Origin of the sequence: Pseudidiomarina taiwanensis, from assembly GCF_003987435.1 — a bacterium.
In the GTDB taxonomy this organism is placed as follows: Bacteria; Pseudomonadota; Gammaproteobacteria; order Enterobacterales; family Alteromonadaceae; genus Pseudidiomarina; species Pseudidiomarina taiwanensis.
Genome location: NZ_PIQG01000003.1, coordinates 241,503 through 266,721, shown reverse-complemented (window position 1 = coordinate 266,721; position 25,219 = coordinate 241,503). Strand labels below are relative to the sequence as shown.

At 49.2% G+C, this 25,219-nt stretch carries 23 protein-coding genes and 2 tRNA genes; 15 read left to right on the top strand and 10 right to left on the bottom strand.

Translation table 11 applies throughout. The annotated features are described in order from the left end of the window. The 4 genes from CWI83_RS08000 to CWI83_RS07985 all read right to left on the bottom strand — a co-directional run bounded on the left by CWI83_RS08000 (nucleotide 1) and on the right by CWI83_RS07985 (nucleotide 3,552). Nucleotides 1–519, bottom strand: coding sequence for a DUF3016 domain-containing protein (locus CWI83_RS08000; RefSeq protein ID WP_126827880.1), 519 nt, complete (start codon nucleotides 517–519; stop codon nucleotides 1–3). 65 nt (nucleotides 520–584) lie between these two features. Continuing rightward, on the bottom strand, nucleotides 585–1,358 hold the full coding sequence (locus tag CWI83_RS07995; protein ID WP_126827878.1) for a DUF2884 family protein: 774 nt from the start codon (nucleotides 1,356–1,358) through the stop codon (nucleotides 585–587). A 225-nt stretch (nucleotides 1,359–1,583) separates the two neighbouring features. Then, a complete protein-coding gene (groL, locus tag CWI83_RS07990) occupies nucleotides 1,584–3,221 on the bottom strand; it encodes a chaperonin GroEL (RefSeq protein ID WP_126827877.1) in 1,638 nt (545 codons plus the stop codon). Between the two features lie 37 nt (nucleotides 3,222–3,258). Next, nucleotides 3,259–3,552 carry a co-chaperone GroES gene (locus CWI83_RS07985; RefSeq protein WP_126827875.1) on the bottom strand — a complete coding sequence of 98 codons (294 nt, stop codon included), beginning with the start codon at nucleotides 3,550–3,552 and terminating at the stop codon, nucleotides 3,259–3,261. A gap of 174 nt (nucleotides 3,553–3,726) precedes the next feature. On the opposite strand from CWI83_RS07985, the gene cutA reads away from it, so the two are divergent. The 11 genes from cutA (at nucleotide 3,727) to purD (ending at nucleotide 14,430) form a co-directional block, all read left to right on the top strand. After that, the gene (gene cutA / locus CWI83_RS07980; RefSeq protein ID WP_157980383.1) at nucleotides 3,727–4,065 is read left to right on the top strand and encodes a divalent-cation tolerance protein CutA; all 339 of its coding nucleotides are present in this window, start codon (nucleotides 3,727–3,729) and stop codon (nucleotides 4,063–4,065) included. 14 nt (nucleotides 4,066–4,079) lie between these two features. Then, a complete protein-coding gene (locus tag CWI83_RS07975) occupies nucleotides 4,080–5,849 on the top strand; it encodes a protein-disulfide reductase DsbD (RefSeq protein ID WP_241969908.1) in 1,770 nt (589 codons plus the stop codon). A gap of 145 nt (nucleotides 5,850–5,994) precedes the next feature. Beyond that, a complete protein-coding gene (gene aroQ, locus CWI83_RS07970) occupies nucleotides 5,995–6,471 on the top strand; it encodes a type II 3-dehydroquinate dehydratase (RefSeq protein ID WP_126827872.1) in 477 nt (158 codons plus the stop codon). Nucleotides 6,472–6,485: 14 nt separating this feature from the next. Beyond that, entirely contained in the window at nucleotides 6,486–6,947 is a 462-nt protein-coding gene (gene accB, locus CWI83_RS07965; RefSeq protein ID WP_126827870.1) for an acetyl-CoA carboxylase biotin carboxyl carrier protein, read from the top strand. Between the two features lie 22 nt (nucleotides 6,948–6,969). Next, nucleotides 6,970–8,316 carry an acetyl-CoA carboxylase biotin carboxylase subunit gene (accC, locus tag CWI83_RS07960; RefSeq protein WP_126827868.1) on the top strand — a complete coding sequence of 449 codons (1,347 nt, stop codon included), beginning with the start codon at nucleotides 6,970–6,972 and terminating at the stop codon, nucleotides 8,314–8,316. Between the two features lie 3 nt (nucleotides 8,317–8,319). Continuing rightward, on the top strand, nucleotides 8,320–9,204 hold the full coding sequence (gene prmA, locus CWI83_RS07955) for a 50S ribosomal protein L11 methyltransferase (RefSeq protein WP_126827866.1): 885 nt from the start codon (nucleotides 8,320–8,322) through the stop codon (nucleotides 9,202–9,204). A gap of 119 nt (nucleotides 9,205–9,323) precedes the next feature. Then, the gene (gene dusB / locus CWI83_RS07950) at nucleotides 9,324–10,289 is read left to right on the top strand and encodes a tRNA dihydrouridine synthase DusB (RefSeq protein WP_126827864.1); all 966 of its coding nucleotides are present in this window, start codon (nucleotides 9,324–9,326) and stop codon (nucleotides 10,287–10,289) included. Between the two features lie 18 nt (nucleotides 10,290–10,307). Then, nucleotides 10,308–10,601, top strand: a complete 294-nt coding sequence (gene fis, locus CWI83_RS07945; RefSeq protein ID WP_126827862.1) for a DNA-binding transcriptional regulator Fis — start codon at nucleotides 10,308–10,310, stop codon at nucleotides 10,599–10,601. 88 nt (nucleotides 10,602–10,689) lie between these two features. After that, nucleotides 10,690–12,258, top strand: coding sequence for a bifunctional phosphoribosylaminoimidazolecarboxamide formyltransferase/IMP cyclohydrolase (gene purH, locus CWI83_RS07940; protein WP_126827860.1), 1,569 nt, complete (start codon nucleotides 10,690–10,692; stop codon nucleotides 12,256–12,258). A 21-nt stretch (nucleotides 12,259–12,279) separates the two neighbouring features. Then, a complete protein-coding gene (locus CWI83_RS07935) occupies nucleotides 12,280–13,128 on the top strand; it encodes a class I SAM-dependent methyltransferase (protein WP_126827858.1) in 849 nt (282 codons plus the stop codon). 6 nt (nucleotides 13,129–13,134) lie between these two features. Continuing rightward, a complete protein-coding gene (gene purD / locus CWI83_RS07930; protein ID WP_126827856.1) occupies nucleotides 13,135–14,430 on the top strand; it encodes a phosphoribosylamine--glycine ligase in 1,296 nt (431 codons plus the stop codon). Nucleotides 14,431–14,484: 54 nt separating this feature from the next. Here the strand turns inward: purD and CWI83_RS07925 are convergent, their stop codons facing one another. Further along, on the bottom strand, nucleotides 14,485–14,850 hold the full coding sequence (locus CWI83_RS07925) for a MaoP family protein (protein WP_126827854.1): 366 nt from the start codon (nucleotides 14,848–14,850) through the stop codon (nucleotides 14,485–14,487). A gap of 143 nt (nucleotides 14,851–14,993) precedes the next feature. Here CWI83_RS07925 and CWI83_RS07920 point away from each other — a divergent pair, with 143 nt between their 5' ends. Both CWI83_RS07920 and CWI83_RS07915 read left to right on the top strand, forming a co-directional pair. Beyond that, nucleotides 14,994–15,368 carry a DUF423 domain-containing protein gene (locus CWI83_RS07920; RefSeq protein WP_126827852.1) on the top strand — a complete coding sequence of 125 codons (375 nt, stop codon included), beginning with the start codon at nucleotides 14,994–14,996 and terminating at the stop codon, nucleotides 15,366–15,368. 85 nt (nucleotides 15,369–15,453) lie between these two features. Further along, entirely contained in the window at nucleotides 15,454–16,848 is a 1,395-nt protein-coding gene (locus tag CWI83_RS07915) for an amidohydrolase family protein (protein WP_126827850.1), read from the top strand. A gap of 50 nt (nucleotides 16,849–16,898) precedes the next feature. Here the strand turns inward: CWI83_RS07915 and katG are convergent, their stop codons facing one another. The 4 genes from katG to orn all read right to left on the bottom strand — a co-directional run bounded on the left by katG (nucleotide 16,899) and on the right by orn (nucleotide 20,045). After that, nucleotides 16,899–19,055: a catalase/peroxidase HPI gene (katG, locus tag CWI83_RS07910; protein ID WP_126827848.1), complete on the bottom strand. Its 2,157-nt coding sequence runs from the start codon at nucleotides 19,053–19,055 to the stop codon at nucleotides 16,899–16,901. A 178-nt stretch (nucleotides 19,056–19,233) separates the two neighbouring features. Further along, a tRNA-Gly gene (locus CWI83_RS07905) sits at nucleotides 19,234–19,309 on the bottom strand. A gap of 28 nt (nucleotides 19,310–19,337) precedes the next feature. Further along, a tRNA-Gly gene (locus tag CWI83_RS07900) sits at nucleotides 19,338–19,413 on the bottom strand. Nucleotides 19,414–19,493: 80 nt separating this feature from the next. Next, nucleotides 19,494–20,045 (bottom strand): oligoribonuclease, encoded by a 552-nt coding sequence (orn, locus tag CWI83_RS07895; protein WP_126827846.1) that lies wholly within the window; start codon nucleotides 20,043–20,045, stop codon nucleotides 19,494–19,496. Nucleotides 20,046–20,154: 109 nt separating this feature from the next. On the opposite strand from orn, the gene rsgA reads away from it, so the two are divergent. Further along, nucleotides 20,155–21,213: a small ribosomal subunit biogenesis GTPase RsgA gene (rsgA, locus tag CWI83_RS07890; RefSeq protein ID WP_126827844.1), complete on the top strand. Its 1,059-nt coding sequence runs from the start codon at nucleotides 20,155–20,157 to the stop codon at nucleotides 21,211–21,213. A 35-nt stretch (nucleotides 21,214–21,248) separates the two neighbouring features. Next, the gene (asd, locus tag CWI83_RS07885) at nucleotides 21,249–22,079 is read left to right on the top strand and encodes an archaetidylserine decarboxylase (protein ID WP_126827908.1); all 831 of its coding nucleotides are present in this window, start codon (nucleotides 21,249–21,251) and stop codon (nucleotides 22,077–22,079) included. 50 nt (nucleotides 22,080–22,129) lie between these two features. Here asd and CWI83_RS07880 read toward each other — a convergent pair whose 3' ends face one another. After that, the gene (locus CWI83_RS07880) at nucleotides 22,130–25,219 is read right to left on the bottom strand and encodes an efflux RND transporter permease subunit (protein WP_126827842.1); all 3,090 of its coding nucleotides are present in this window, start codon (nucleotides 25,217–25,219) and stop codon (nucleotides 22,130–22,132) included.

The window sequence follows — 25,219 nt, the reverse complement described above, 5'->3', positions numbered from 1 at the left end:
TTAGCGAATATTAGGGCGGATTCCAAAGCTCTTGTAGAACCACTCATCCAGTAACTTCTTTTCATAGTACAACTGGTCACGGCCGCTGCGGAGAGCTCGACGCATGCCTTGTTCAAAGCCAACGTCATTGAGCTTCACTTCTTCAGTTTTGACAACCTGCCCACTCGCGTCAGTATAAGTGTAGCTAAAGTGAATCCGCGGGAAATCGATTCGATCAACCACGCGCATCGCCTGCGCACCACCGACTCCGAAAGTTGGCTCAACTCGTCCGGTAATATCAAGTTCAGTTACGGTAATGTTGAGTTGATTCGATTCCGGTAATAGTTCGCCAAGTGCCGTAAAATGCTCACGTAAACCGGTGAAAATTTTCTCCTCAAAGCGCGACTGTAGCTCATTCACCGCTTCAATATCGCGATAGCTTTCAGGATCTTTAAAAGTGACTTGGGTTGTTGCTGCTAGCGCAGGAAAACTGAGTAACCCCGCCAGTAAGATAATGCTTTTGCTTGCCACGTTCATCATAGTGTTCACCTATTATTGCGGTATGTACTAATTAAGATGAACGGATAAGCAAAAGTGTGACAGCATTAAGCTTTTTTATCGCTCTCTAAGCGCACGGTTATCATGTCGTAATCTCGTAACGCTTCGATTTGCTGACGCATCGCGTCTTCAACTTCATCGATTTTTGCAACCGCACGGCAAATATTATCCGCCCGCCCTTCGATGGCCGCCGCACGCTTCTCGACTTCCGCTTCGATGGTTTGTGAAAACTCTTCCATGCGGCGCTCAAAGGCATCGGCATCGCCACCTGAGAGCATCATTTCTTTGCCCACCATGACCAACAAACTGCCAATCGACTGGGTCATGGTTTTCTCAACGGCTTGCTCGATGCGTTGCTCAAAGTCATCCCCGAGGAAGTCTTCGCCATCATGGTTGATATAGATGCCTTCTTGGCTCGCAAACTTGGCATTTATTTCAGTACGGATGGTTTCCAATTCAGTATTGAGAGCTGCAGTAATTTGGCTGCCCTCACCCATTAACTCGGTAAACGCCAAATTAATCCCGTCCGTTGCTAGATCGATTCCATCCATCACAATATTTTTTACTGCTGGAACCATGGCATGGATACGAGTTGAATAATCCTCAACCAGTGCCTGCTGCGCTGAAGTAAGATTTACTTTCTTACCGTCCACCCAAAGCGTCGATTGATCATTAATCTGATAAACCAGAACTTCATCTTGATAAAACTCGATGCTGTTCTCTGCAATTTTTAATCCACCCTGCAACTCAGCGTCACATGAATTGTGCGCATAGGCGCCCGAGCTTGCTAATAAAAGTGCTGATGCAATGACCGTTTTCATAATCTTTCCTTTTGTGTTTGTGAAATCGTAAACGATTGCTACAAACAATTAAGCAATTAGCGTGCCAATATATATTATCTCTATTTTTCAGATGGTTATAAAAGTCATTGGACTCTAGTATGTGTCCATATCCCCAACAAATTAGTGAGTTTGACGACTGCATATAAAAAAACCTCACCGAGCTCGCGCTCGATGAGGTTTCCTTTTAGCCTTGGACTGGGCTGCTTACATCATGCCGCCCATGCCACCCATGCCGCCCATATCTGGTGCAGCTGGAGCATCGTCTTTCGGCAATTCAGCAACCATCGCTTCGGTGGTGATCATCAGTGCACCAATTGATGCTGCAAACTGAATTGCTGAACGAGTTACTTTGGTTGGATCCAAGATACCCATTTCGAGCATGTCACCGTAGGTGTCAGTACCGGCGTTGTAACCGTAGGTACCTTCACCATTTTTCACGTTGTTTGCAACCACTGAGCCTTCGGCGCCAGCGTTAGTCGCGATTTGACGCAATGGTGCTTCCATCGCTCGTAGCGCAAGCTTGATCCCAACGTTCTGGTCTTCGTTGTCGCCACGCAAGTCAGCAAGTTTGCTTGCTGCACGAACCAAGGCAACACCACCACCAGGCACCACGCCTTCTTCGACTGCCGCACGAGTTGCGTGCAGAGCGTCTTCAACGCGTGCTTTCTTCTCTTTCATTTCAACTTCAGTTGCCGCACCTACTTTAATGACTGCAACACCGCCAGCAAGCTTAGCAAGGCGCTCTTGCAGTTTTTCACGGTCGTAATCTGAAGTCGTTTCTTCGATTTGCTGACGAATTTGCGTTACGCGACCTTCGATTGCAGCTTGGTCACCGTTACCGTCAACAATGGTGGTGTTATCTTTATTAATCACCACACGCTTCGCAGTACCTAGGTCTTCCAACTGCGCTTTATCGAGTTCCATACCGATTTCTTCTGAAATCACAGTACCGCCAGTTAACACCGCGATGTCTTGCAACATCGCTTTACGACGGTCACCGAAACCAGGCGCCTTCACTGCCGCAACTTTAACGATGCCACGCATATTGTTGACCACCAAAGTTGCAAGCGCTTCGCCTTCAACATCTTCAGCAATAATCAGTAATGGTTTGCCAGCTTTCGCGACGCCTTCGAGTACTGGAAGCAATTCGCGAATGTTTGATACTTTCTTATCCACCAATAAGATGAACGGGCTTTCTAGCTCAACGGTGCCGTTTTCTTGGTTGTTGATGAAGTATGGCGACAAGTAACCACGGTCGAATTGCATCCCTTCAACCACGTCAAGTTCGTCTTGCAGCGCCTGACCTTCTTCAACAGTGATGACGCCTTCTTGACCCACTTTCTCCATCGCCTTAGCGATGATTTCACCAATGGTGCTATCTGAGTTGGCTGAGATAGTCCCTACTTGTGTGATTGCAGTAGTGTTATCACATGGCTTAGAAAGCGCTTTAAGTTCTTCAACAGCAGCAAAAACTGCTTTGTCGATACCACGCTTTAAGTCCATCGGGTTCATACCCGCTGCAACTGCTTTCAAACCTTCGTTCACAATCGCTTGGGCAAGCACGGTTGCAGTCGTGGTCCCGTCACCGGCTTCATCATTTGCCTTTGACGCAACTTCTTTAACCATCTGCGCGCCCATGTTCTCGAACTTGTCTTCAAGCTCGATTTCTTTCGCAACTGACACGCCATCTTTAGTGATGACTGGCGCACCGAAAGACTTATCAAGTACCACGTTGCGGCCTTTCGGACCGAGCGTTACCTTAACCGCGTCAGCAAGAACGTTAACCCCTTTGAGCATGCGCTGACGTGCGCTGTTACCAAATTTTACTTCTTTTGCTGCCATAATTTTTTCCTCTTTTCAGATCTTTGCGTGCTATCACTTAACCTTCAACGATAGCGAGAATGTCTGACTCGCTCATGATGAGGTACTCATCACCATCGATTTTCTCAGTTTTCACGCCGTAGCTTTCGTTGAACAACACTTTGTCGCCAACTTTCACGTCGAGCGCTTTCACTTCGCCGTTATCTAAGATACGGCCATTACCGACAGCAACGACTTCACCGCGAGTGGACTTCTCGGCAGCTGAGCCGGTTAACACGATACCACCAGCAGATTTGGTTTCTGCTTCGTGGCGCTTGATGATCACACGATCATGTAAAGGACGAAGTTTCATCTTTGATAACTCCTAAACCTAAGTTGTGGGTTGATAACAATGCCCAATTTCTGGGCCGCTAAAAGAGTAGTGCCACAGTTATGGGGGGTATTTTGTCGAACTCAAGGGTTAGGACTAAAAATTTTTTTTGTTTTTCGTATACTGAGGATTCTAATTTGCCGAGGAGATATACCGATGCTTCATGACTACCGTCTCGTATTGTGTAGTTGTCCAGATAAAAATACTGCGAAAGCAATCGCGGAAAAAGTCTTGCGGGCGCGCGCTGCAGGCTGCGTCAACATATCCTCAGCAACAACATCCATGTACTGGTGGGACGGTCATTTGCACGCCGATGACGAAGTGATGTTAGCCATTAAGACCACCACCACAAAACTAGACGAGTTGTTCCATCTCGTGCAAGAATCACACCCCTATGATGTACCTGAGTTGGTTGCAGTACCGATTAGTGAAGGCAGTCCTGCTTATCTACAGTGGCTTGCTGACGTTACCACCGCAACGAATTCATCAAGTTAATAGTGGAGCAAACTGTGATCTCTCTGTTGCGTTACGTCCTGTTATGCACCGTGCTGGTGATGCTCCCTCGAGCCGAAGCACAAAGCTTTCAATTCCCTGACGCCGATCCGTTTGCGAATCAGACCCAGTTTTTACCGGTCGACCAAGCCTTCCAATTTGACTTTCGTCAAGAGGGCAAGACGCTCACCCTCACCTGGCAAATCGAACCTGATTATTACCTGTATCAACATCGTTTTATTGTCAAAAGCCCGGTGCAGTTGAGTGAGCAGCCGCAACTGCCTGCGGGTGAGGCTCACTTTGATGAGTTTTTTGGTGAAACCATCATTTACCGCGACAGTGTGAGCCTGACTTATACTTTAGCTGAGGCCAGTGCAGACCAAGAATTTGTGATCAGCTATCAAGGCTGCGCCGATGCCGGCTTGTGTTATCCGCCCACGGACAAGACCATTTATTTAAGCGCCGTCGCCAGCGACGGCGGAACTTCGATTAATTTTGAACAGCTAGTCGCCAATAGCCAAACTAGTTCAGCTCCAAGTTTATTTGACTTAAACCAGCAGCCACTGTGGCTGGCCTTAATTATTTTTATTGGCTTAGGTATTGGCCTCGCTTTTACTCCATGCGTGCTGCCAATGTATCCGATTATTTCAGCGATTATCTTTGGTCAACAACGCCAGCAAGCATTACCGACCCGAAGAGCACTGACCTTGTCGTTAAGCTATGTGCAAGGGATGGCCGTAACCTATTCCGCCCTTGGCGTGGTGGTCGCGCTCGCTGGCATGAAATATCAAGCCATGCTGCAACACCCAATTGTGCTGGGCATTCTTGCAGGGATTTTTGTGTTACTTGCGCTGAGTATGCTGGGCTTGTTCACGTTGCAACTACCCAGTAGCTGGCAACAGAAAATCTATGCGCTGAGCCAACAACAAAAGGGCGGAGCCCATGGTAGCGTATTTATTATGGGGGCTTTGTCTGGGCTCGTAGCATCACCATGCACCACTGCCCCCCTATCGGCGATCCTGCTATTTATTGCAGAATCAGGTGATGTGGTGGTCGGTGCCTCAGCACTCTATGCGTTGAGTATCGGAATGGGCATTCCACTGCTGCTGTTTGGCACCACCGGGGGCAAGCTCTTACCGCGCGCCGGTGCGTGGATGAACACGATTAAGCGCCTATTCGGCGTAGTCTTACTGGGCGTTGCCTTGATCTTTGTTGAGCGCTTGGTCAACGTGACGCTGGCCGACTGGCTCTACATCGGCTTTCTCGCGTTCGCCGGTGCCTACTTGAGCGCAACGAGCTTTTTTGATCTGACTCGTGCTGCTGCACGTCGCTTTAGTGCGGTGGTGCTCGTCATTATCACTGTACTTGGCTACAGTTGGTGGCCGCAGCCGAGCGGACAACACTATGCTTTTATTCAGGTCGACTCAGTCGCTAGCATTACCGCAGAACTACGCGAAGCTGAGGTGAATCAGCAAGTGGTCATGCTCGACCTCTACGCCGATTGGTGTGTCGCTTGCAAAGAGTTCGAACGTGAGACCTTTAGCAATCCACAAGTGCAAGAGGTGTTCGCTAACATGCGGGTACTGCAAGCAGATGTGACCGCAAATAACCCGGTTAATAATCAAATTTGGGAAACCTACCAAGTGATGGGCTTGCCCACCGTCATGTTCTTTCGTGCTGGAGAGGAAATAAGATCTGCTCGCCTGACCGGCTTTCTTGATGCAGAAGACTTTCTAGCGCATCTTGAGCGCCATCAAATAATCACAGTAGCTGTTGAGAAAAACTAGCTAAAATCGGTGATAAGACCAGTATTTTGCTGCTTAACTGGAATTTTTGTCTATAATACAAAATCACACGTTAAATTTGCCTTGAACTGACGGAAATTGTGCAGTCCAAGAAAAAACAGGCACAATCGACGAAGATCGCAGCAAAATGACAACAAAACCGATACATCAACGCATTTTAGTGCTTAATGGTCCAAATTTAAATTTGCTCGGCCAACGCGAACCTGAGATCTATGGTGCAGAAACGCTCACTCAGCTTGAGGCGTCGCTGCGGCATCAGGCCTCTGCACTCGACATCACCTTGGATTGTCGGCAGTCGAATGCCGAGCATGAGTTGGTGAATTGGATTCAAGAAGCAGCTAAATCAAAAGTCGATTTTATTTTGCTCAATGCCGCAGCACTCACGCACACGAGTGTTGCCCTTCGTGATGCCCTTAGTGGTGTAAAAATTCCATTTATCGAAGTTCATATTTCCAATGTGTATGCCCGCGAGCCATTCCGCCACCATTCTTATTTGTCTGACATTGCAGTTGGGGTGATTTGTGGTCTCGGAACCGCTGGTTACGGCTTTGCTCTGCAAGCCGCACATGATTATTTAACAAAACAGCAGCGCGCTGAAAATTGAGGTTAAGAAACAGCATGGATATCCGTAAAATTAAAAAACTGATTGAATTAGTCGAAGAATCTGGCATCGCTGAATTAGAAATTACTGAAGGCGAAGAGTCAGTTCGTATCCATCGCGGCGGTCAACCTACCGCAATGCCAATGCAATACCAGGTGCAAGCGCCCGTAGCTGCCCCGGCACCAGCGCCTGCAGCAGCTCCAGCCGCGCCAGCTGCAGCAGAACCAAGCGCACCAGAACTGAGCGGTCACGTGGTTCGTTCACCTATGGTTGGAACCTTCTACGCCGCTCCTGCACCAGGCGCTGCTGATTTCGTGACAGTCGGTTCACAGGTTAAAGCAGGTGAGACACTCTGTATCGTCGAAGCGATGAAAATGATGAACCAAATTGAAGCCGATAAGAGCGGAACGGTAAAAGAAATTTTGGTTGAAAATGGCGAGCCGGTCGAATTTGACCAACCACTTTTCATCATCGAATAGCCGCAGCCAGTAGGATACCATCATGTTAGATAAGGTAGTGATTGCCAATCGCGGTGAGATTGCATTACGTATCCTTCGAGCTTGTAAGGAGCTCGGGATAAAAACAGTTGCTGTGCACTCGACTGCGGATCGAAACCTCAAACACGTGCTCCTGGCTGACGAGTCGATTTGTATCGGCAATGCGCCAGCCACCGAAAGCTATTTAAACATTCCGCGCATTATCAGTGCCGCGGAGATTACCGACGCGGCTGCGATTCATCCAGGCTATGGGTTTCTGGCCGAAAATGCGGATTTCGCTGAACAGGTGGAAAACTCTGGCTTTACCTTTGTCGGTCCAACGGCGGATGTGATTCGGTTGATGGGGGACAAAGTCTCTGCAATTGAAGCCATGAAGAAGGCTGGGGTTCCGTGTGTACCCGGTTCTGGCGGACCCCTTGGAGATGATCCAGAGCAGAACAAAAAAATTGCCAAGCGCATCGGTTATCCGATCATCGTTAAAGCCGCCGGTGGTGGCGGTGGGCGCGGAATGCGCGTGGTTCGAAGCGAGCAAGAGCTCAATCAGGCCATTAGCACGACCAAAGCTGAAGCAGGTGCAGCCTTTGGTAACCCTATGGTTTACATGGAAAAATTCCTTGAAAATCCACGCCATATTGAAATTCAAGTACTGGCCGATGGACAAGGTAATGCGGTTTATCTAGGTGAACGTGACTGCTCAATGCAGCGCCGCCACCAGAAAGTCGTAGAAGAAGCGCCAGCTCCAGGAATTACTGCTGAAATGCGTAAGTATATCGGCGAACGCTGTGCTCGCGCGTGTGTTGAAATCGGCTATCGCGGTGCAGGAACCTTCGAGTTTTTATACGAGAACGGTGAATTTTACTTCATCGAGATGAACACTCGGATTCAGGTTGAGCACCCTGTGACAGAAATGGTGACTGGGATTGATTTGATTAAAGAACAGTTGCGCGTTGCAGCCGGCCGTCCACTGTCATTTTCGCAAGAAGACGTGGTGATTCGCGGGCACGCGATCGAATGCCGAATCAACGCTGAAGATCCAAACACATTTATTCCTTCGCCTGGGCTGATTACGCGTTTCCACCCACCAGGCGGTTTAGGTGTACGCTGGGATTCTCACGTTTATGCGGACTATAAAGTGCCGCCAAATTACGATTCGATGATCGGTAAATTGATCACCTACGGTGAAAACCGCGATGTGGCGATTGCACGGATGCGTAATGCTTTAAATGAATTGATCATCGAAGGCATCAAAACAAACGTGCCACTGCAAAAAGATATTATGGCCGATGAGAACTTCCAGCACGGTGGCACCAACATCCACTATCTTGAGAAAAAACTGGGGATGAATCACTAACTCATGCCTTGGATTCAACTCACTGTTGCCGCATCTGAGGCCCATGCACCGCAAGTCGGCGAGCTTTTAACTGAGCTCGGTGCGCTTGCGGTTACTTTTCGTGATGCGCAAGACAATCCTATTTTTGAGCCGCCCAAAGGCGAAGCCATTTTTTGGCATGAAACCTTAGTTACTGGGCTGTTTGATGCTGAAACGGATCTGCAACCTATCATCAAACACCTCGCACAGTCTGAATTTTTTGCTGACGATTTCAGTTATAAAACCGACGCCATTGAAGATAAGGACTGGGAGCGCGAATGGATGGATAACTTCCATCCCATTAAGTTTGGTGAACGGTTATGGGTGTGCCCGAGTTGGCGGGATATTCCTGACCCTAAGGCGGTCAACATCCTACTTGACCCAGGTATGGCGTTTGGTACCGGCACCCACCCCACCACAGCCTTGTGTCTGGCTTGGCTCGACCAGCAACCCCTCAATGGTAAAACCATCGTAGATTTCGGTTGTGGTTCGGGCATTTTGGCGATCGCTGCGCTGTTACTTGGTGCAGAACGAGCGATTGGTATCGATATTGACCAGCAAGCCCTGATCGCTAGTCGTGAAAATGCCGAGCGCAATGGTGTCGCGGATAAACTCGAGCTCTACTTGCCCGAGCAACAACCTGAGCTTAAAGCTGATATCGTGCTCGCCAACGTGCTCGCCGGACCACTCAAAGAGCTCGCCACAGTGATTGCGGGTTTCGTCGACCAGCAGGGCGAATTGGTCATGTCAGGGATCCTCAGTACCCAAACTGAAGCGGTAATGGCTGCTTACCAAACTGAATTTGAGTTTACTCCACCCCAGCAACAGGCTGAATGGATGATGCTGCATGGGCGCCGCAAAAGCCCTTAGCAGCGAATTTGTCAAGTCAGAAAAATGCAAAAAAGCCAGGTTTTAAGCAAAATCTGGCTTTTCATTTGAGTCTAAATTCCATAAAATTTCCGACCCTTAAGTTGAACAGTTTTTAACCGATGCGGATCGGACCTTATCAATTTGACAAGCCCGTAATCCTTGCGCCAATGGCCGGGGTAACTGATCTCCCGTTTCGACAACTATGTCGAAGCTTGGGAGCAGACCTAACGGTATCCGAGATGCTCTCGAGCAATCCCGATACCTGGCGCACTGAGAAGTCGCAAAAACGCATGGGGCATGCCGACGAACCGGGCATAAAAGCTGTTCAAATCGCTGGGTGTGAGCCTGAACTGATGGCGCTTGCAGCACAACATAATGTTGCCAACGGTGCTGAAATCATCGACATCAATATGGGCTGTCCGGCCAAAAAGGTGAATAAAAAAATGGCTGGGTCGGCACTTTTACAGTACCCCGACTTAGTTGCTGAAATTCTGGCAGCCGTGGTTGCAGCCGTAACGGTACCGGTAACGTTAAAGATCCGTACCGGCTGGGACCCAGAAAACCGCAATGGTGTAGCGATTGCAAAGCTTGCTGAGCAATCAGGAATCGCCTCTTTGGCAGTTCATGGTAGAACCCGAGCGTGTATGTACAAGGGTGAAGCCGAATACGACACCATCAAAGCGATCAAGCAAGCGGTTGCGATTCCTGTGGTGGCCAATGGGGACATTCGAACCCCTGAGCAAGCCCAGCAGGTGCTGGAATACACGGGCGCAGATGCAATCATGATTGGTCGCGGTGCCCAAGGTAATCCATGGCTGTTTAGAGAGATAAAATATTACCTTGAAAACGGGACCAAATTAGCGCCCCCAAGTAACGAAGAAGTGCGAGCAGTGGTGTTGCAACATGTCACCCGCTTACACGATTTCTACGGTGGCATTAAAGGGGTTCGGATTGCAAGGAAACATGTTGGTTGGTACCTCGAGGCACAGCAACCAGCACAAGATTTTCGCCGTCATTTTATGACGATCGAGTCTGCTTCAGAGCAACTTGACGCCCTGGCGGATTTTTTTACCACAGTAAACTAGAAGAGATAGAGCGCACCTATGTTTGATCAAAATACGAATCGTGACCGAGTTTCTCCATTCACTACTTTGGGCCAAAATGCTCAACCGAAACCACTGCGTGATTCAGTAAAACAAGCTATCCACTCGTTTTTGAAACAGCTTGATGGCCAAGACCCAGAAGAATTGTATGAATTGGTTCTGGCCGAAGTTGAAGCGCCACTGCTTGAAGAAGTAATGACCTATACTCGCGGCAATCAAACTCGAGCCGCAACTATGTTAGGTATCAACCGCGGCACTTTACGCAAAAAATTGAAAAAATATGGCATGAACTAAGCCACTGAAAAAGAGCACTGATGTGCTCTTTTTTTGTTTAACCTTTAGCCGTTATCGCAACCATCAAATTAGCTAAGTGGAAACTACAATGGAACATCGGGTCATCAAAACAGCTCTTCTCAGTGTCTCTGACAAAACCGGTATTGTTGAATTTGCGCAACAACTCGTCGCGCGTGGTATTCATATTTTGTCGACCGGCGGTACTGCAAAACTACTGCGCCAACATGATATCGCGGTAACGGATGTTTCTGAGCATACCGGGCAAGAAGAAATCATGGATGGTCGAGTTAAAACTCTGCACCCGAAAATCCATGGCGGTATCCTCGCTCGTCGTGACCAAGACCAAGCGGTAATGGCCGCGCAAGGAATTACTCCGATCGATATGGTCGTCGTAAACCTTTATCCATTTGCCGAAACGGTTGCGCGCCCCGATTGTAGCCATGAAGATGCCGTTGAAAATATCGATATCGGTGGTCCGACTATGGTTCGCGCGGCTGCAAAGAACCATCGTGATGTGACCATTATCGTCAACGCCGATGACTACCCTGCAGTATTAGCCGAAATGGCCGCTAATGAGGGTAGCCTCACCCTCGAAACTCGATTCGATCTCGCGATTAAAGCATTTGAGCACACCGCACAATACGATGGCATGATTGCGAATTATTTTGGCGCTAAGTTAGCCGGTGCCGAATCAAAGTTTCCACGCACGTTCAATGCTCAATTCCGCAAAAAACAAGACCTGCGTTATGGTGAAAACAGTCATCAGAGCGCTGCCTTTTATGCCGAGCACAAACCACTTGAAGCATCCGTTGCAACCGCAACACAGCTGCAAGGTAAAGAGTTATCGTTCAACAATATCGCTGATACCGATGCCGCGCTTGAGTGCGTAAAATCATTCACCCAGCCTGCCTGTGTGATCGTCAAACATGCCAATCCATGTGGCGTCGCAATCGGTGAGTCAATTACTGATGCCTATCAGCGTGCCTTTAAAACTGATCCAACCTCAGCCTTTGGTGGCATTATCGCCTTTAACCGCGAGTTAGACGCAGCCACCGCAAAAGCTATTGTTGAGCAACAGTTTGTCGAAGTCATTATTGCTCCAAGCGTGAGTGCTGATGCGCAAGCAATGGTTGCGACCAAACAAAATGTTCGCCTACTCGCGTGTGGTGAATGGCCAGTTGAACGCGCCGCCAGCTTAGATTTCAAACGGGTAAATGGTGGCTTGCTGGTACAAGATAGTGATCAAGGCGCGATTACCGCGGCCGATCTTAAAGTCGTCACTGCAGTGGCTCCGACAGAAGCGCAACTGGAAGATTTGCTGTTTTGCTGGAAGGTCGCTAAATTTGTTAAATCAAACGCCATCGTATACGCCAAAGACGGAATGACTATTGGTGTTGGAGCTGGGCAGATGAGCCGAGTCTATAGTGCAAAAATTGCCGGCATTAAGGCAGCGGACGAGAATCTCGAAGTGGCAGGTTCGGTGATGGCATCAGATGCCTTCTTCCCCTTCCGTGACGGCATAGATGCAGCAGCTGCGGCAGGTATCAAAGCCATTATTCAACCCGGTGGGTCAATTCGTGACGAAGAGATTATTCAAGCCGCGAATGAGCATGGCATTGCGATGGTCTTTACTGGAATGCGCCACTTCCGGCACTGATCAATAAAAGGGGTAGGCAAAATGAAAAGAGCTTTACTGATTTCTTTAATCTGTGCGACCAGCTTTGCCTTGCAAGGCTGCCAAGCCGAGCAGAACGCTGCGGCTGAGCAGTCGGTCAAAAGTGTTGCGAGTGTGATCGACAATACCAGCCGTAGCGAACGTAACAAACAACGCGATCAATATCGCAACCCGGTCGAAACACTCGAGTTCTTCGGTATCAAGCCCGATATGACGGTCGTCGAAATATCTCCTGGCGGTGGTTGGTATAGCGAAATACTTGGGGCTTATCTCGCGGACCAAGGCCAGCTTTACGCGGCACATTTCCCGGCCAATAGCGACCGTGAATTTTATCAACGCTCACGGGCTGCTTTCGCGGAGCGAATTGCCAGTGACAGTCACTTTAGCAACATTGTCTTGACTGAGTTCTCTCCTTCCGGTGAGGTCGCCATTGCGCCAGATGCGAGCGCGGATATGGTATTAACGTTCCGCAATTTGCATAACTGGTATATGGGCGGTGAAGAAGCCGCCATTCGCAGTGCGTTCCAGCAATTCTATGTTGCCCTTAAACCGGGTGGGGTATTGGGGGTCGTTGAGCACCGTTTACCCGAGCAGCGTCCGGATGCAGACATGCTAACTAGCGGCTATATGAAAGAAAGCCTTGCCATTCGTATTGCCGAAGAAGTGGGCTTTGAACTCGTCGCGAGCAGCGATATCAACGCTAACCCACTCGATACTGCCGATCATCCTCGTGGCGTTTGGACCTTACCACCATCGTTACGACTCGGAGATCAAGATCGGGAAAAATATCTTGCCATTGGCGAAAGTGATCGCTTCACGTTGAAATTTCAAAAGCCTGCAACGAAGGATTAAATTGAGATGAATGTATTGGTTATCGGTGGCGGCGGCCGTGAGCATGCCTTAGCGTGGAAAGCTGCGCAATCACCGCAAGTTGAGCATGTTTTTGTTGCCCCTGGGAACGCCGGAACAGCACATGAAGCAAAACTCACCAATGTCGCAATTGCGGCAGAGGACATTGATGCTTTATTAGCCTTTGCCCAAGAGCACCAAGTGGGCATGACAATTGTTGGTCCTGAGGCGCCCCTTGTTGCTGGTGTCGTCGATCGTTTTCGCGCAGCTGGACTTGCGATCTTTGGCCCAACCCAAGGTGCGGCCCAGTTAGAAGGCTCAAAGGCCTTTAGTAAGGACTTCCTGGCACGCCACCAGATCCCCACGGCAGCATATGGAACCTTTACCGAGATTGACGCGGCCAAAGCGTATGTCAGCGAACATGGTACCCCAATCGTCATTAAAGCAGACGGCTTAGCTGCGGGGAAAGGCGTTATTATTGCGCAAACCGAAGCCGAGGCTTTCGCCGCTATTGACGATATGTTGGCAGGGAACAAATTTGGTGATGCCGGGAGTCGGGTGGTCATTGAAGAATTTTTAGTAGGCGAAGAAGCCAGCTTTATCGTTATGGTAGACGGTAAAACAGCACTGCCCTTTGCCTCCAGCCAAGACCATAAAGCCCGTGATAATGGCGACAAGGGCCCGAATACTGGCGGTATGGGCGCTTACTCTCCTGCGCCTGTGGTGACTCCGAGTGTGCATGATTGGGTCATGCAACATGTGATTGAGCCGACGGTTGCGGGGATGGCTGCTGAAGGCCACCCCTACACTGGCTTTCTCTATGCTGGCTTAATGGTCGCACCCGATGGCACCGCTAAAGTGCTCGAATTCAACTGTCGCTTCGGTGACCCTGAAACACAACCGATTATGATGCGCTTACAATCTGACTTGGTGGAACTCTGCCAACTGGCCTGTGAGCAACGCCTAGCTGGACAGGATATTGCCTTTGATCCGCGCGCAACGGTTGGGGTGGTGATGGCCGCAGGCGGCTACCCCGAGAGTTATCGTAAAGGTGATGTGATCCACGGTTTAGACGCGATCAAAGATAGCGATATCAAAGTCTTCCATGCGGGCACTGCAGAAAACGAACAAGGTGAAGTGACGACGCAAGGCGGACGCGTATTGTGCGTAACGGCCTTGGGTGACAATGTCACCACGGCACAAGCCAGAGCTTATCAGGGCGTAGCCAAGATTAACTGGGACGATGTTTACTATCGAACTGATATTGCGCATCGCGCTATCAAGCGAGAGCAAGAAACTCAGTAACCTCCGACTTAAAATTAAAAGTCACCCACAAAAAAGGCGCCGCAAGGCGCCTTTTTAATCTTCCATGACCAAGTCGTCGTCATCGGCTCCGCTCATTTCGAAGCTTTCATCGTTCGGTCGACTGCGACCATACATGCTACCGACTTTAGGACGGTTAATCCGCGCTAAGTATTTGCTCCAGGCTTTCTCTAGTGGCGTTTCTGCCGCTTTCTGCCCCAGTGCTACCGCGAGCAGCGATTGCTCTTCAGCTGACTCAGGCTCAATTTCGCTATTCATCAGCGCTAACGCTAAGCTGCCATGTTTTAACAGCAAGTCACTCTCCCGAATTGAAAAGTCACCCGAGCGAGCAAACCCATAAGGATAGTTTTTGAAGTCGTTAAACGGCTTCCGAATAATTTGTTCGCGGTCAACTGTTGCCATGCTTAACCCATCCTTTAAACTAACAACCACGGAAATAGTAATTTTCAGGTCTTTATGAAAGACAAAGACGATATAGAGTGCAAATGAATTCTTGTCAATAAAATTTTTCTCTAACCTTAACTATGTCGATAAGTGAGAACCGTATGGTACGGATTTTTGCCTTACTCGGGGCATTTAACATGGCGGTGGGGATCGCCCTTGGCGCCTTTGCCGCCCACGCGCTGAAAACGCAACTTGAAGCGAATGCTCTGGCGGTCTTTCAAACCGGAGTGCAATATCAGATTTATCATGCACTGGGCTTACTTTTTGTCGCTGCACTCACCCATGCCTACCCGCAAGCAAAGGGCTTACGCAGTGGTGGAATCCTGCTCGCCGTTGGAATTTTATTGTTTTCGGGCAGTCTCTATCTGCTCGCGCTAACTGGGCAAAAATGGTTCGGTCCAATTACACCTCTCGGTGGAGCTGCCTTTATCCTCGGCTGGTTGCGGATTTTCTGGGCGATGCTGAAAGCTTTGTAACGATCAATTTCTACGATTAACGGTATTGCATTGGCAAATCCGAGGGCGTACGGTGAAAGTCCTTGTAGATTTTGAGGTTTTACTTATGCGCCCATTCCCCAAACTTTTAGCTGCAGCCGCGCTGGTCGGCTCCTTGTTAGCAACCAGCAGCCCTGCGTTTGCCGAGAAAATTGCTTTGGTCGGCGGCCGTTTAATTGACGGTACCGCGGAGTTACCGATACGCAATAGCGTGATTTTGATCAACGACGGCATCATCGAGCAAGTCGGTAATACTGACTCGCTCCCAGTACCTGAAGGCTACCGTGTTGTCTCAACTGAAGGTCATGATGTCATGCCGGGTTTATGGGAGAGTCATGCCCACATTATGCTGGTTGGACACGCCAATTATACCCATTGGCAAGAAGCCTATCGCGACCGCCAAGTGGATGAAATCATGCCGGCAGCACTGGTTCAATTATTACTCGCAGGCATTACCAGTGTCCGCGATTTAGGCGCACCTTTAGAGGACTCAGTAGCGATCAAAGAGCGCTTACGCAATGGCGAAATTCCTGGTCCTACTTTGTATACTTCGGGACCGTTTTTGCAAGCTGAAGTGGACGAGTGGCAACGCCATTATCGCTGGGAAGTTAAATCAATTGCGGATGCACAAGAGAAAGTGCAGCGGCTGCATGCGGCTGGGATGGAAATCGTTAAACTTATCGATCATGACGATATGGATCGGTCTGTCGCCCAAGCCATTGTCGACGAAGCACATCGGCTCGGCATGAAAGTGGTTGCCCATGCCCATAAACCCGACGAGATTCGCATTGGGGTAGAAATTGGCATCGATAACTTTGAGCATACTGGCCTGACAACGGCCCCTGGCTATCCGCAGGATGTCCTCGATACCTTGGTAGAGCGCACCGCAACAGGTATCTTCGACGGCCTGCTGTTTTGGACTCCGACGATGGAAGGGTTATTCACCTATCCCGATTTAGTCGCCAACCCAGAAGAGCTTGATGATGCGTGCTGGGAGCGCGGTCTCAAGCCCGACACCATTGCTGATATCAAGCAATCCATCGCCAAGCCCGGGCACTTAAGTTACTCTCAGCTAACGCCGTTACGCACACCAACCATTCGCAACAAGATCAATCAGTTGCGTGAGACCGGGGTGATGATGTTAGTCGGTACCGATTCTGGTATTCCGATGAAGTTTCATTGTCAGTCTACCTGGCAAGAAATGGCGGTATGGGTTCACGACATGGGCTTTGATGCACTCGAAACAATCCGTGCCGCAACCTATTGGCCAGCGGTGATGATGGGCGTGCAAGATCGTTACGGCTCAGTCACTCCCGGCAAAGTCGCAGATATTATCGCCGTCCGCGGAGATGTGCTGAAATATATGAATATCGTGCGCGATGTCGATATGGTGATGAAAGATGGCGTCATTTATAAATATGGTGGCGTTGTCGATGAAGCACTTTTGAGTGAATTCGAATAATAAAAAAGCCCGTCGCTATGACGGGCTTTTTGTTTACCAGATGAACCGAATCACTTTACATCAAAGCGATCTGCATCCATTACTTTGACCCAAGCGGCAACAAAGTCACGGATAAAGGTCTCGAGGTTATCGTCTTGCGCGTAGTATTCAGCATACGCACGCAAGATTGAGTTTGAACCAAACACTAAATCGACCCGCGATGCAGTATAGCGCTTCTCGTCGCTTGCTCTGTCCACGATAGCATAGCTATTGCGGCCTGTTGGCTCCCAGCGGTAACGCATGTCAGTAAGAGTGCTGAAGAAATCTTGACTCAACACACCCACGCGGTCCGTAAATACTCCGGCACTATCACCTTGATAATTCAAACCAAGCACACGCATACCACCGATTAACACCGTCATTTCTGGGGCAGTTAGACCCAGTAATTGCGCTTTATCAAGAAGCAGTTCTTCAGGTTTGACATCGTAATGCTTCTTCAAGTAGTTGCGGAAGCCATCATGAACCGGTTCAAGTACTTCAAATGACTCACCATCCGTTTGTTCTTGCGTCGCATCACCACGCCCCGGCGTAAATGGTACCGAAACCGGTACTCCCGCTGCCGCAGCGGCTTGCTCAAGAGCGACATTGCCGGCAAGGACAATAATATCAGCGATGCTGACACCTGTTTCTGCTGCAATCTTGGAGTAAACCCCAAGCACCTTATTGAGGCGCTCTGGCTCATTTGCTTCCCAGTTCACTTGTGGCTCAAGCCGAATCCGAGCGCCATTGGCGCCACCACGCATATCTGAACCACGATACGTGCGTGCGCTATCCCATGCCGTTGCCAGCATTTCTTGCGCGCTCAATCCAGCAGCTGCAATAGTTTGCTTAAGCTGTTCAACATCGTAGTCAGTGCGTCCTGACGGAGTTGGATCTTGCCAAATTAAATCTTCAGCCGGAACGTCTGGACCAAAGTAACGAGCTTTTGGACCCATATCACGGTGCGTCAATTTGAACCAAGCACGGGCGAATACCTCTGAGAAGTATTCCGGGTCATTATAGAAGCGCTCCGAAATCTTCCGATACTCTGGGTCTTTAATCATCGCCATGTCCGCATCGGTCATGATCGGGTTATAGCGAATCGATGGGTCTTCTACATCAACAGGTTTATCTTCTTCTTTGATATTGATCGGTTCCCACTGCCAAGCACCCGCTGGGCTCTTCTTGAGCTCCCAATCGTAGGTAAAGAGCAAATAGAAATAGCCGTTATCCCATTGCGTTGGGTTAGTGGTCCAAGCGCCTTCAATGCCACTGGTTACGGTATCACGACCGAATCCTTTGCCATTTTTACTCGCCCAGCCCATACCTTGCTGGTCGACATCAGCCGCTTCAGGATCAGGACCGAGGAGCTCCGCTTTACCATTACCGTGACATTTACCAACGGTGTGACCACCTGCAGTTAAAGCGACCGTCTCTTCATCATTCATCGCCATCCGCGCAAACGTTACACGGACATCATGGGCGGTTTTGAGCGGGTCAGGCTGACCATTTACGCCCTCTGGGTTGACATAAATAAGCCCCATTTGAACTGCTGCGAGTGGGTTTTCAAGACTTTCCCGATCACTCTCTTCGTAGCGTGTTGAATCTAACCACTCTTTCTCAGAGCCCCAATAAATATCTTTTTCAGGATGCCAGATATCTTCACGACCGAAGGCAAAGCCAAAGGTCTTTAAGCCCATCGATTCATAAGCCATATTGCCGGCTAAAATCATCAAGTCAGCCCAGCTAATTTTATTGCCATACTTTTTCTTAATGGGCCAAAGTAGACGTCGCGCTTTATCTAAGTTGACGTTATCCGGCCAAGAGTTAAGCGGAGCAAAACGCTGATTCCCGGTACCGCCGCCGCCACGCCCATCAGCGGTGCGATAACTGCCGGCAGCATGCCATGCCATCCGAATCATCAAGCCACCGTAGTGACCCCAATCCGCAGGCCACCAGCTTTGGCTGTCGGTCATTAAGTCTTTGAGATCTTTTTTTAGAGCTGCGACGTCAAGCTTTTCGAGCTCTTTGCGATAATTGAAATCTTCACCATAAGGCGAGGTTTTGCGATCGTGTTGATGCAAAATATCGAGGTTAAGACTATTCGGCCACCAGGCACGAACATCATTTTGTTGTGAGGTATTGGCCCCGTGCATAACTGGGCATTGTCCTTTATTTGTATCTGTCATCTCATATCTCCTTGGTTGAGTTGATGAGTTACAAGATAGACTATAACGGTGCGATTGCGAGGATAAAATCGATAATAAACGAATGCCGCCATTCAATTTATAGATTAGGAATGGGTGTATGATTGATTTTTTCGAGGGACCAATAAAAAACCGAGCCTAGGCTCGGTTTTTTGAAATTTGGAGCGGGAAACGAGATTCGAACTCGCGACCCCAACCTTGGCAAGGTTGTGCTCTACCAGCTGAGCTATTCCCGCTTAGAATCTGGTGGCGATGGGATGAAATTGGAGCGGGAAACGAGATTCGAACTCGCGACCCCAACCTTGGCAAGGTTGTGCTCTACCAGCTGAGCTATTCCCGCATATCATCGCTAGCACATCGCTAATAACGGAGGCGAATTTTACTGTATTCACGGCGCATTGCAACCGTTTTTAACCGACTTTATGACTGAATGTTGAAAAAGTGGGCACGATAATACGCTAGCTCATCAATAGATTCTCGAATATCTTCAAGTGCGGTGTGCATACCCTTCTTCGTTAACCCTGCAGCGACTGTTGGGGCCCAGTATTTCGCCAGCTGCTTGATGGTTGAGACGTCTAGGTTGCGATAGTGGAAAAAGGCTTCTAACTCCGGCATATGGCGCGCTAAAAACCGGCGATCTTGGCAAATACTGTTGCCGCACATCGGCGAGCTGTTAGGTGTACACCACTCGCGCAAAAAATCGAGAGTTTGTTGTTCGACTTGGGCCTCATCAAATGGACTCTGCTCAACCCGTTCAACTAAGCCCGAGCCAGTATGGGTTTGGACATTCCAAGCATCCATTTTCGCTAGCTCTTCCGCAGTTTGATGAACCGCAAATACGGGCCCTTCTGCCAAAATATTCAGTTGCTGGTCGGTCACAATCGTTGCGACTTCAATGATCACATGCTCATCAGGCTCAAGCCCGGTCATCTCGAGATCGATCCAAATTAAACGGTCAGCTGTGGCAGGCATTTGCTTCTCTTTTTAATTACAGGTTGCACGAAGTTTAGGCGAAATAAGCTTGAATAGTGTATCATTCGCCACTATTTATAAACCTAGTGTAACGCAAAACTAAAAGCCTGTGGCAAAACAACGACGATTAAACAAAGGTCAATTAAGACGCGTGCGCGCCAATCAGAAGAAGCGGATTGAGCAGGCCGAAGTGGATGCTGAGCTTGATAGCCTGACAGCAAGTCATGGTGAGTTCGGTATTGTCGTCAGTCGGTTTGGGCAACAAGCTATTATTGCCGATGCGAACGAACAGCTTCATCGCTGTCATATTCGTCGTACCATTGAGTCTCTGGTCTGCGGTGATGAAGTCATTTGGCATCGACTCACCGAACAAAATGATAATGTCAGCGGGGTTATCGAGGCCGTTCAGCCACGTCGTTCGCTACTAAGTCGCCCTGATTATTATGATGGGGTGAAACCGGTCGCGGCAAATATTGACCAGATCCTGATTGTGAGCAGTGTGTTGCCGGTGTTTTCGAGTCAAATCATCGACCGTTACCTGGTCGCCTGTGAAGACATTGAGATTACCCCGATCATTATATTGAATAAGGCCGATCTGCTCGCCACAATAGCGCCAGCAGAACGCGATGAGATCATTTCAGCACTGCAACGTTACGAAGCAATTGGCTATAAAGTGATCCAAGTCAGTGCGAAAGAGAATATTGGTATGTCGGCGCTGCGCCAGCAACTTGGTGGGCGCGTCTCGATTGTTGTGGGCCAATCTGGAGTGGGGAAATCGTCACTCGTGAATGTCCTGCTACCTGAAGTTGAGACCCAAGTGAACCAAGTTTCCGAAGGTTCTGGACTCGGTCAACATACCACCACGGTCGCCACGCGTTATACCTTACCGGAAGGTGGCGTCCTAATCGATTCGCCAGGTATTCGGGAGTTTGCGTTATGGCATCTCGAGCCAGAACGCGTCGCCTGGTGCTTCACAGATTTTCGCCCATATTTGGGGGGCTGCAAATTCCGAGACTGTAAACATCAGGGGGACCCTGGTTGTGCGGTTGAGGCAGCAGTAGAACAGGGTGAATTAGCGCCAGAACGGCTCGCTAATTTTCATCGAATTATTGAATCGATGGCACAACAAAAGCCATCAAGAGTAGTACCTCGAGGGGATAAATCGTGAATTTTGATCGACTCAAAATCCAACTTCAGTATGTGATGCCAAAGCATGCACTGTCACGACTTGTGGGCAAATTTGCGGCGGCGCGCGCGGGCGTTTTTACTCAGCTGTTTATCCGCTGGTTTATCCGCACCTATAAAATTGATATGAGCGAAGCCATTCACGAAAGTCCCAAGGCCTATCGTACTTTTAATGACTTCTTTACGCGTCAACTGAAACCCGAACTGCGCCCGCTGATTGCAGATGCAGAGCAAGCCTTTGCCCACCCGGTCGATGGTGCGGTGAGTCAGCTTGGCGAGATTAAAGAAGGTCGTATTTTCCAAGCCAAGGGGCATGATTACAGCCTGACCGAGTTACTAGGCGGCGATCCGCGTGATGCACATCCATTCCGCGATGGGCAATTTGCAACGATTTATCTTGCTCCGAAAGATTATCACCGAATTCACATGCCATGTGACGGTGTGTTGCGCCGGATGGTTTATATTCCCGGTGATTTATTCTCAGTTAATCCGCTTACCGCTGCCAACGTACCTAATTTATTTGCCCGTAACGAGCGGGTTGTTGCTATTTTTGAAAGCGAACAAGGTCCGTTTGCGATGGTGCTTGTCGGTGCGACTATCGTTGCCAGTATTGGCACCGTTTGGGCAGGGACTGTCACCCCACCCACTGGGCCTGATGTGCATCGTTGGGACTATCCAACTCAGGGAAGCCAGCGCATCGAGCTGAAAAAAGGTGACGAGATGGGACACTTCAAATTGGGTTCAACTGTCGTCATGACCTTTCCGAAAGATATGATTGAATTTGAACAAAGCCTAACCGCAGGTACGGTGACGCGAATGGGACAAGTTCTCGGGCATCGTCCTGAGTAATAAAAAAGGCGCCAATTGGCGCCTTTTTTATTCTCTTTAAAAGCATTTCCCTAATGAGGATGCTGCTCTTCTAGTTTTGCCAACTCACGTTCAAGTTGCTCTGGTGATGAAGTGTTCCGAGCCAGCAATGAATAGAGGCTTGGAATAACAAACACAGTCAACAAGGATGCCAACGCCACCCCGCAGAAGATAACCAGACCGATCACCATTCGGCTCTCTGCTCCAGGACCTGAACCAAGAATCAATGGCACGGCACTCATCAAGGTCGTGAATGACGTCATCATGATCGGCCGTAAGCGCTGCTCTGAGGCTTGCAAGATCGCCTGATCAAAACTGACCCCACGGTCACGCAACTGGTTGGCGAACTCAACAATAAGAATACCATTTTTGGCCGCCAAGCCGATGAGCATCACGATGCCGATTTGGCTGTAGATATTCAAGCTCAATCCAGCTGCGTACAAGCCAATCACGGCGCCTAAGAAGGCCATAGGCACCATCAACATGATCACCAGTGGATGAATAAAGCTCTCAAACTGTGCCGCCAATACCAAGTAAGCAATCACCAAGGCCAAGATAAAGACAAAGATGACTGAGCTACCACTTTCTTTATAGAGTTGCGATTCACCTTTGTAGTCAATCGAAACATCTTCAGGAAGTTTCTCGCGCACAATATTTTCAAGGTAGGTGAGCGCTTCACCGAGTGAATATCCCTCGGCTAAGTTCGCCTCGATGGTAATACTGCGCATCCGATTGTAGCGATTTAAACTACCTGAGGTTGCCCGCTCTTCCACCGTGACTAAATTCGACATAGGAATCAGTTCACCGGTAACATTTGAGCGCACATAGATATTATCGATACCCATCGGGCTTTGATAATCAGAACGCTCACCCTCTAGGATGACATCGTACTCTTCACCGCGATCGAGATAGGTTGTCGCACGGCGCTGACCCAGCATAGTTTCGAGCGTACGACCAATATCACCCACTGATACCCCTAAATCTGCCGCGCGCTCCTGATTGATACGAATCAATAGTTGCGGCAGGGTTTCTTTATAATCCGTATCAATATTAACTAAATTCGGGTTGCGGCTGGCTTCCTCGACAATGATATCGCGGTACATGGCCAACTCTTCATAGGTATTCCCTTGAATGACAAATTGCAGCGGACGACTATTGCCACCGCTTATGCCGCTGCGCATAAAGGCAAACGCCTGCACGCCGGGCACTTGACTCAATTCAGCTGAAATTTCTTTCATTAATTCAAAGGTCGACCAGTCGCGTTGCTCAAACGGCACCGCCCCAACAATTGCAACCCCTGCAGAGCCACCCCATCCGGGCGTACGCACCAGTAATCGATCGATTTTGCCTTGCTCGGTATACGGCATCAGAATCGCCTCGATCTTGCGCATGTTCTCTGCATTTGATTCAAAGCTCGCCCCTTCTGCACTGCGCACCGAAACAAAGAAGGTGCCGCGATCTTCAGGTGGCACGAATTCTTGCGGGATGAGTTTAACTAAACCAAACGCTAAAAAGCCTGATGCAATCACCAATGCCGCGGCCAAACTTGGGTAGGCTAAGGTCTTGGCTAACGTGCGACGATAAGCGCGCTCAAGACCCGCAAACAAGCGATCGACGGTTTGCCCAAAACGACTACTGCGTTGCCGTTGCTTTAATATTTTAGAGCTTAGCATCGGTGACAACGTTAGCGCTGCAATACTCGAGAAAATCACCGCAGCCGCAATCGCGAGCGCAAACTCAGTAAACAATTGACCTATGTTGCCATCGAGGAATGCAAGTGGCACGAACACAGAGACCAACACTAAAGTGGTGGCGACAACTGCAAAACCGACCTCGCGCGCACCACGATAGGCTGCAAGTAAGGGCGGCTCGCCCTTTTCAATACGCCGATAAATATTCTCTAGCACCACGATGGAATCATCGACGACCAAACCAATCGCCAATACCAACGCTAACAACGTTAGCAAGTTGATCGAAAAACCTAACGCAAATAAAGCAATATATGAGGCAATCAGTGCGACGGGTACGGTCAGGGTTGGGATAATGGTCGCGCGGACATTCCCCAAGAATAGATAAATGACGATCACCACCAAGCCGATGGCAATTCCGAGGGTGTTATAAACCTCGTTAATTGAGCCTTTGATAAAGATGGATGAATCATAGCTTTGCACGATAAACATTGATTCGGGCAAGGTTTGCTCAATCAACGCGATTTCTTTGGCAACATTATCGACCACTTCCAAGGTGTTGGCCTTGGATTGCTTAATGATGCCGATACCAATCATATTGATACCGTTACCACGAAACTCAGTTTTATCGTTTTCGGCGGACATTTCTATCCGGGCAATGTCGCGCAAGCGCACTAATTGTTGCCCCTCACCACGTTTGATGGTGAGTAGCTCGAAATCTTCAGGAGTAAGGTATGAGCGGGCAACTCGAACCGAGAACTCACGGCTGACCGATTCAACTTCACCAGCTGGAAGTTCCACGTTCTCGGCACGTAAGCGGCTTTCTACATCACTGACGGTGATATTCCTTGCCGCCATGGCATCACGATCAAGCCAGACCCGCATGGCATAGCGGCGCCCACCACCGAGCTGAATCCGCGCAACGCCATCTACCACAGATAAACGATCGACAATATAGCGGTCGGCGTAATCCGTTAGCTCTAAAACGCCCATGGTTTCAGAACGAAGGTTATACCAAACAATGGTGCTCTCGTCGGAATTCGACTTCGAAACTTCAGGAGGATCCACTTGTTCTGGCAGGTTATCCAAAACGCGAGATACCCGATCGCGCACATCGTTTGCCGCAGCATCAATATCACGACTAAGCTGGAATTCAATACTGATATTCGAACGCCCGTTGCGGCTACTTGAATTGATGTTTTTAATCCCTTCAATACCACTGATGCGGTCTTCGATGACCTGAGTTATTTGGGTTTCAACGATTTCCGCAGACGCTCCAGGGTAGCTGGTTTCAATGGAAACAACAGGCGGATCGATGTCAGGGTATTCACGCAACGGCAACATGGTGAAGCAGACGATACCAAATACCAATAATAGAATATTAACGACCGAGGCAAAAACTGGACGCTTTACCGATACATCTGAGAGAAACAT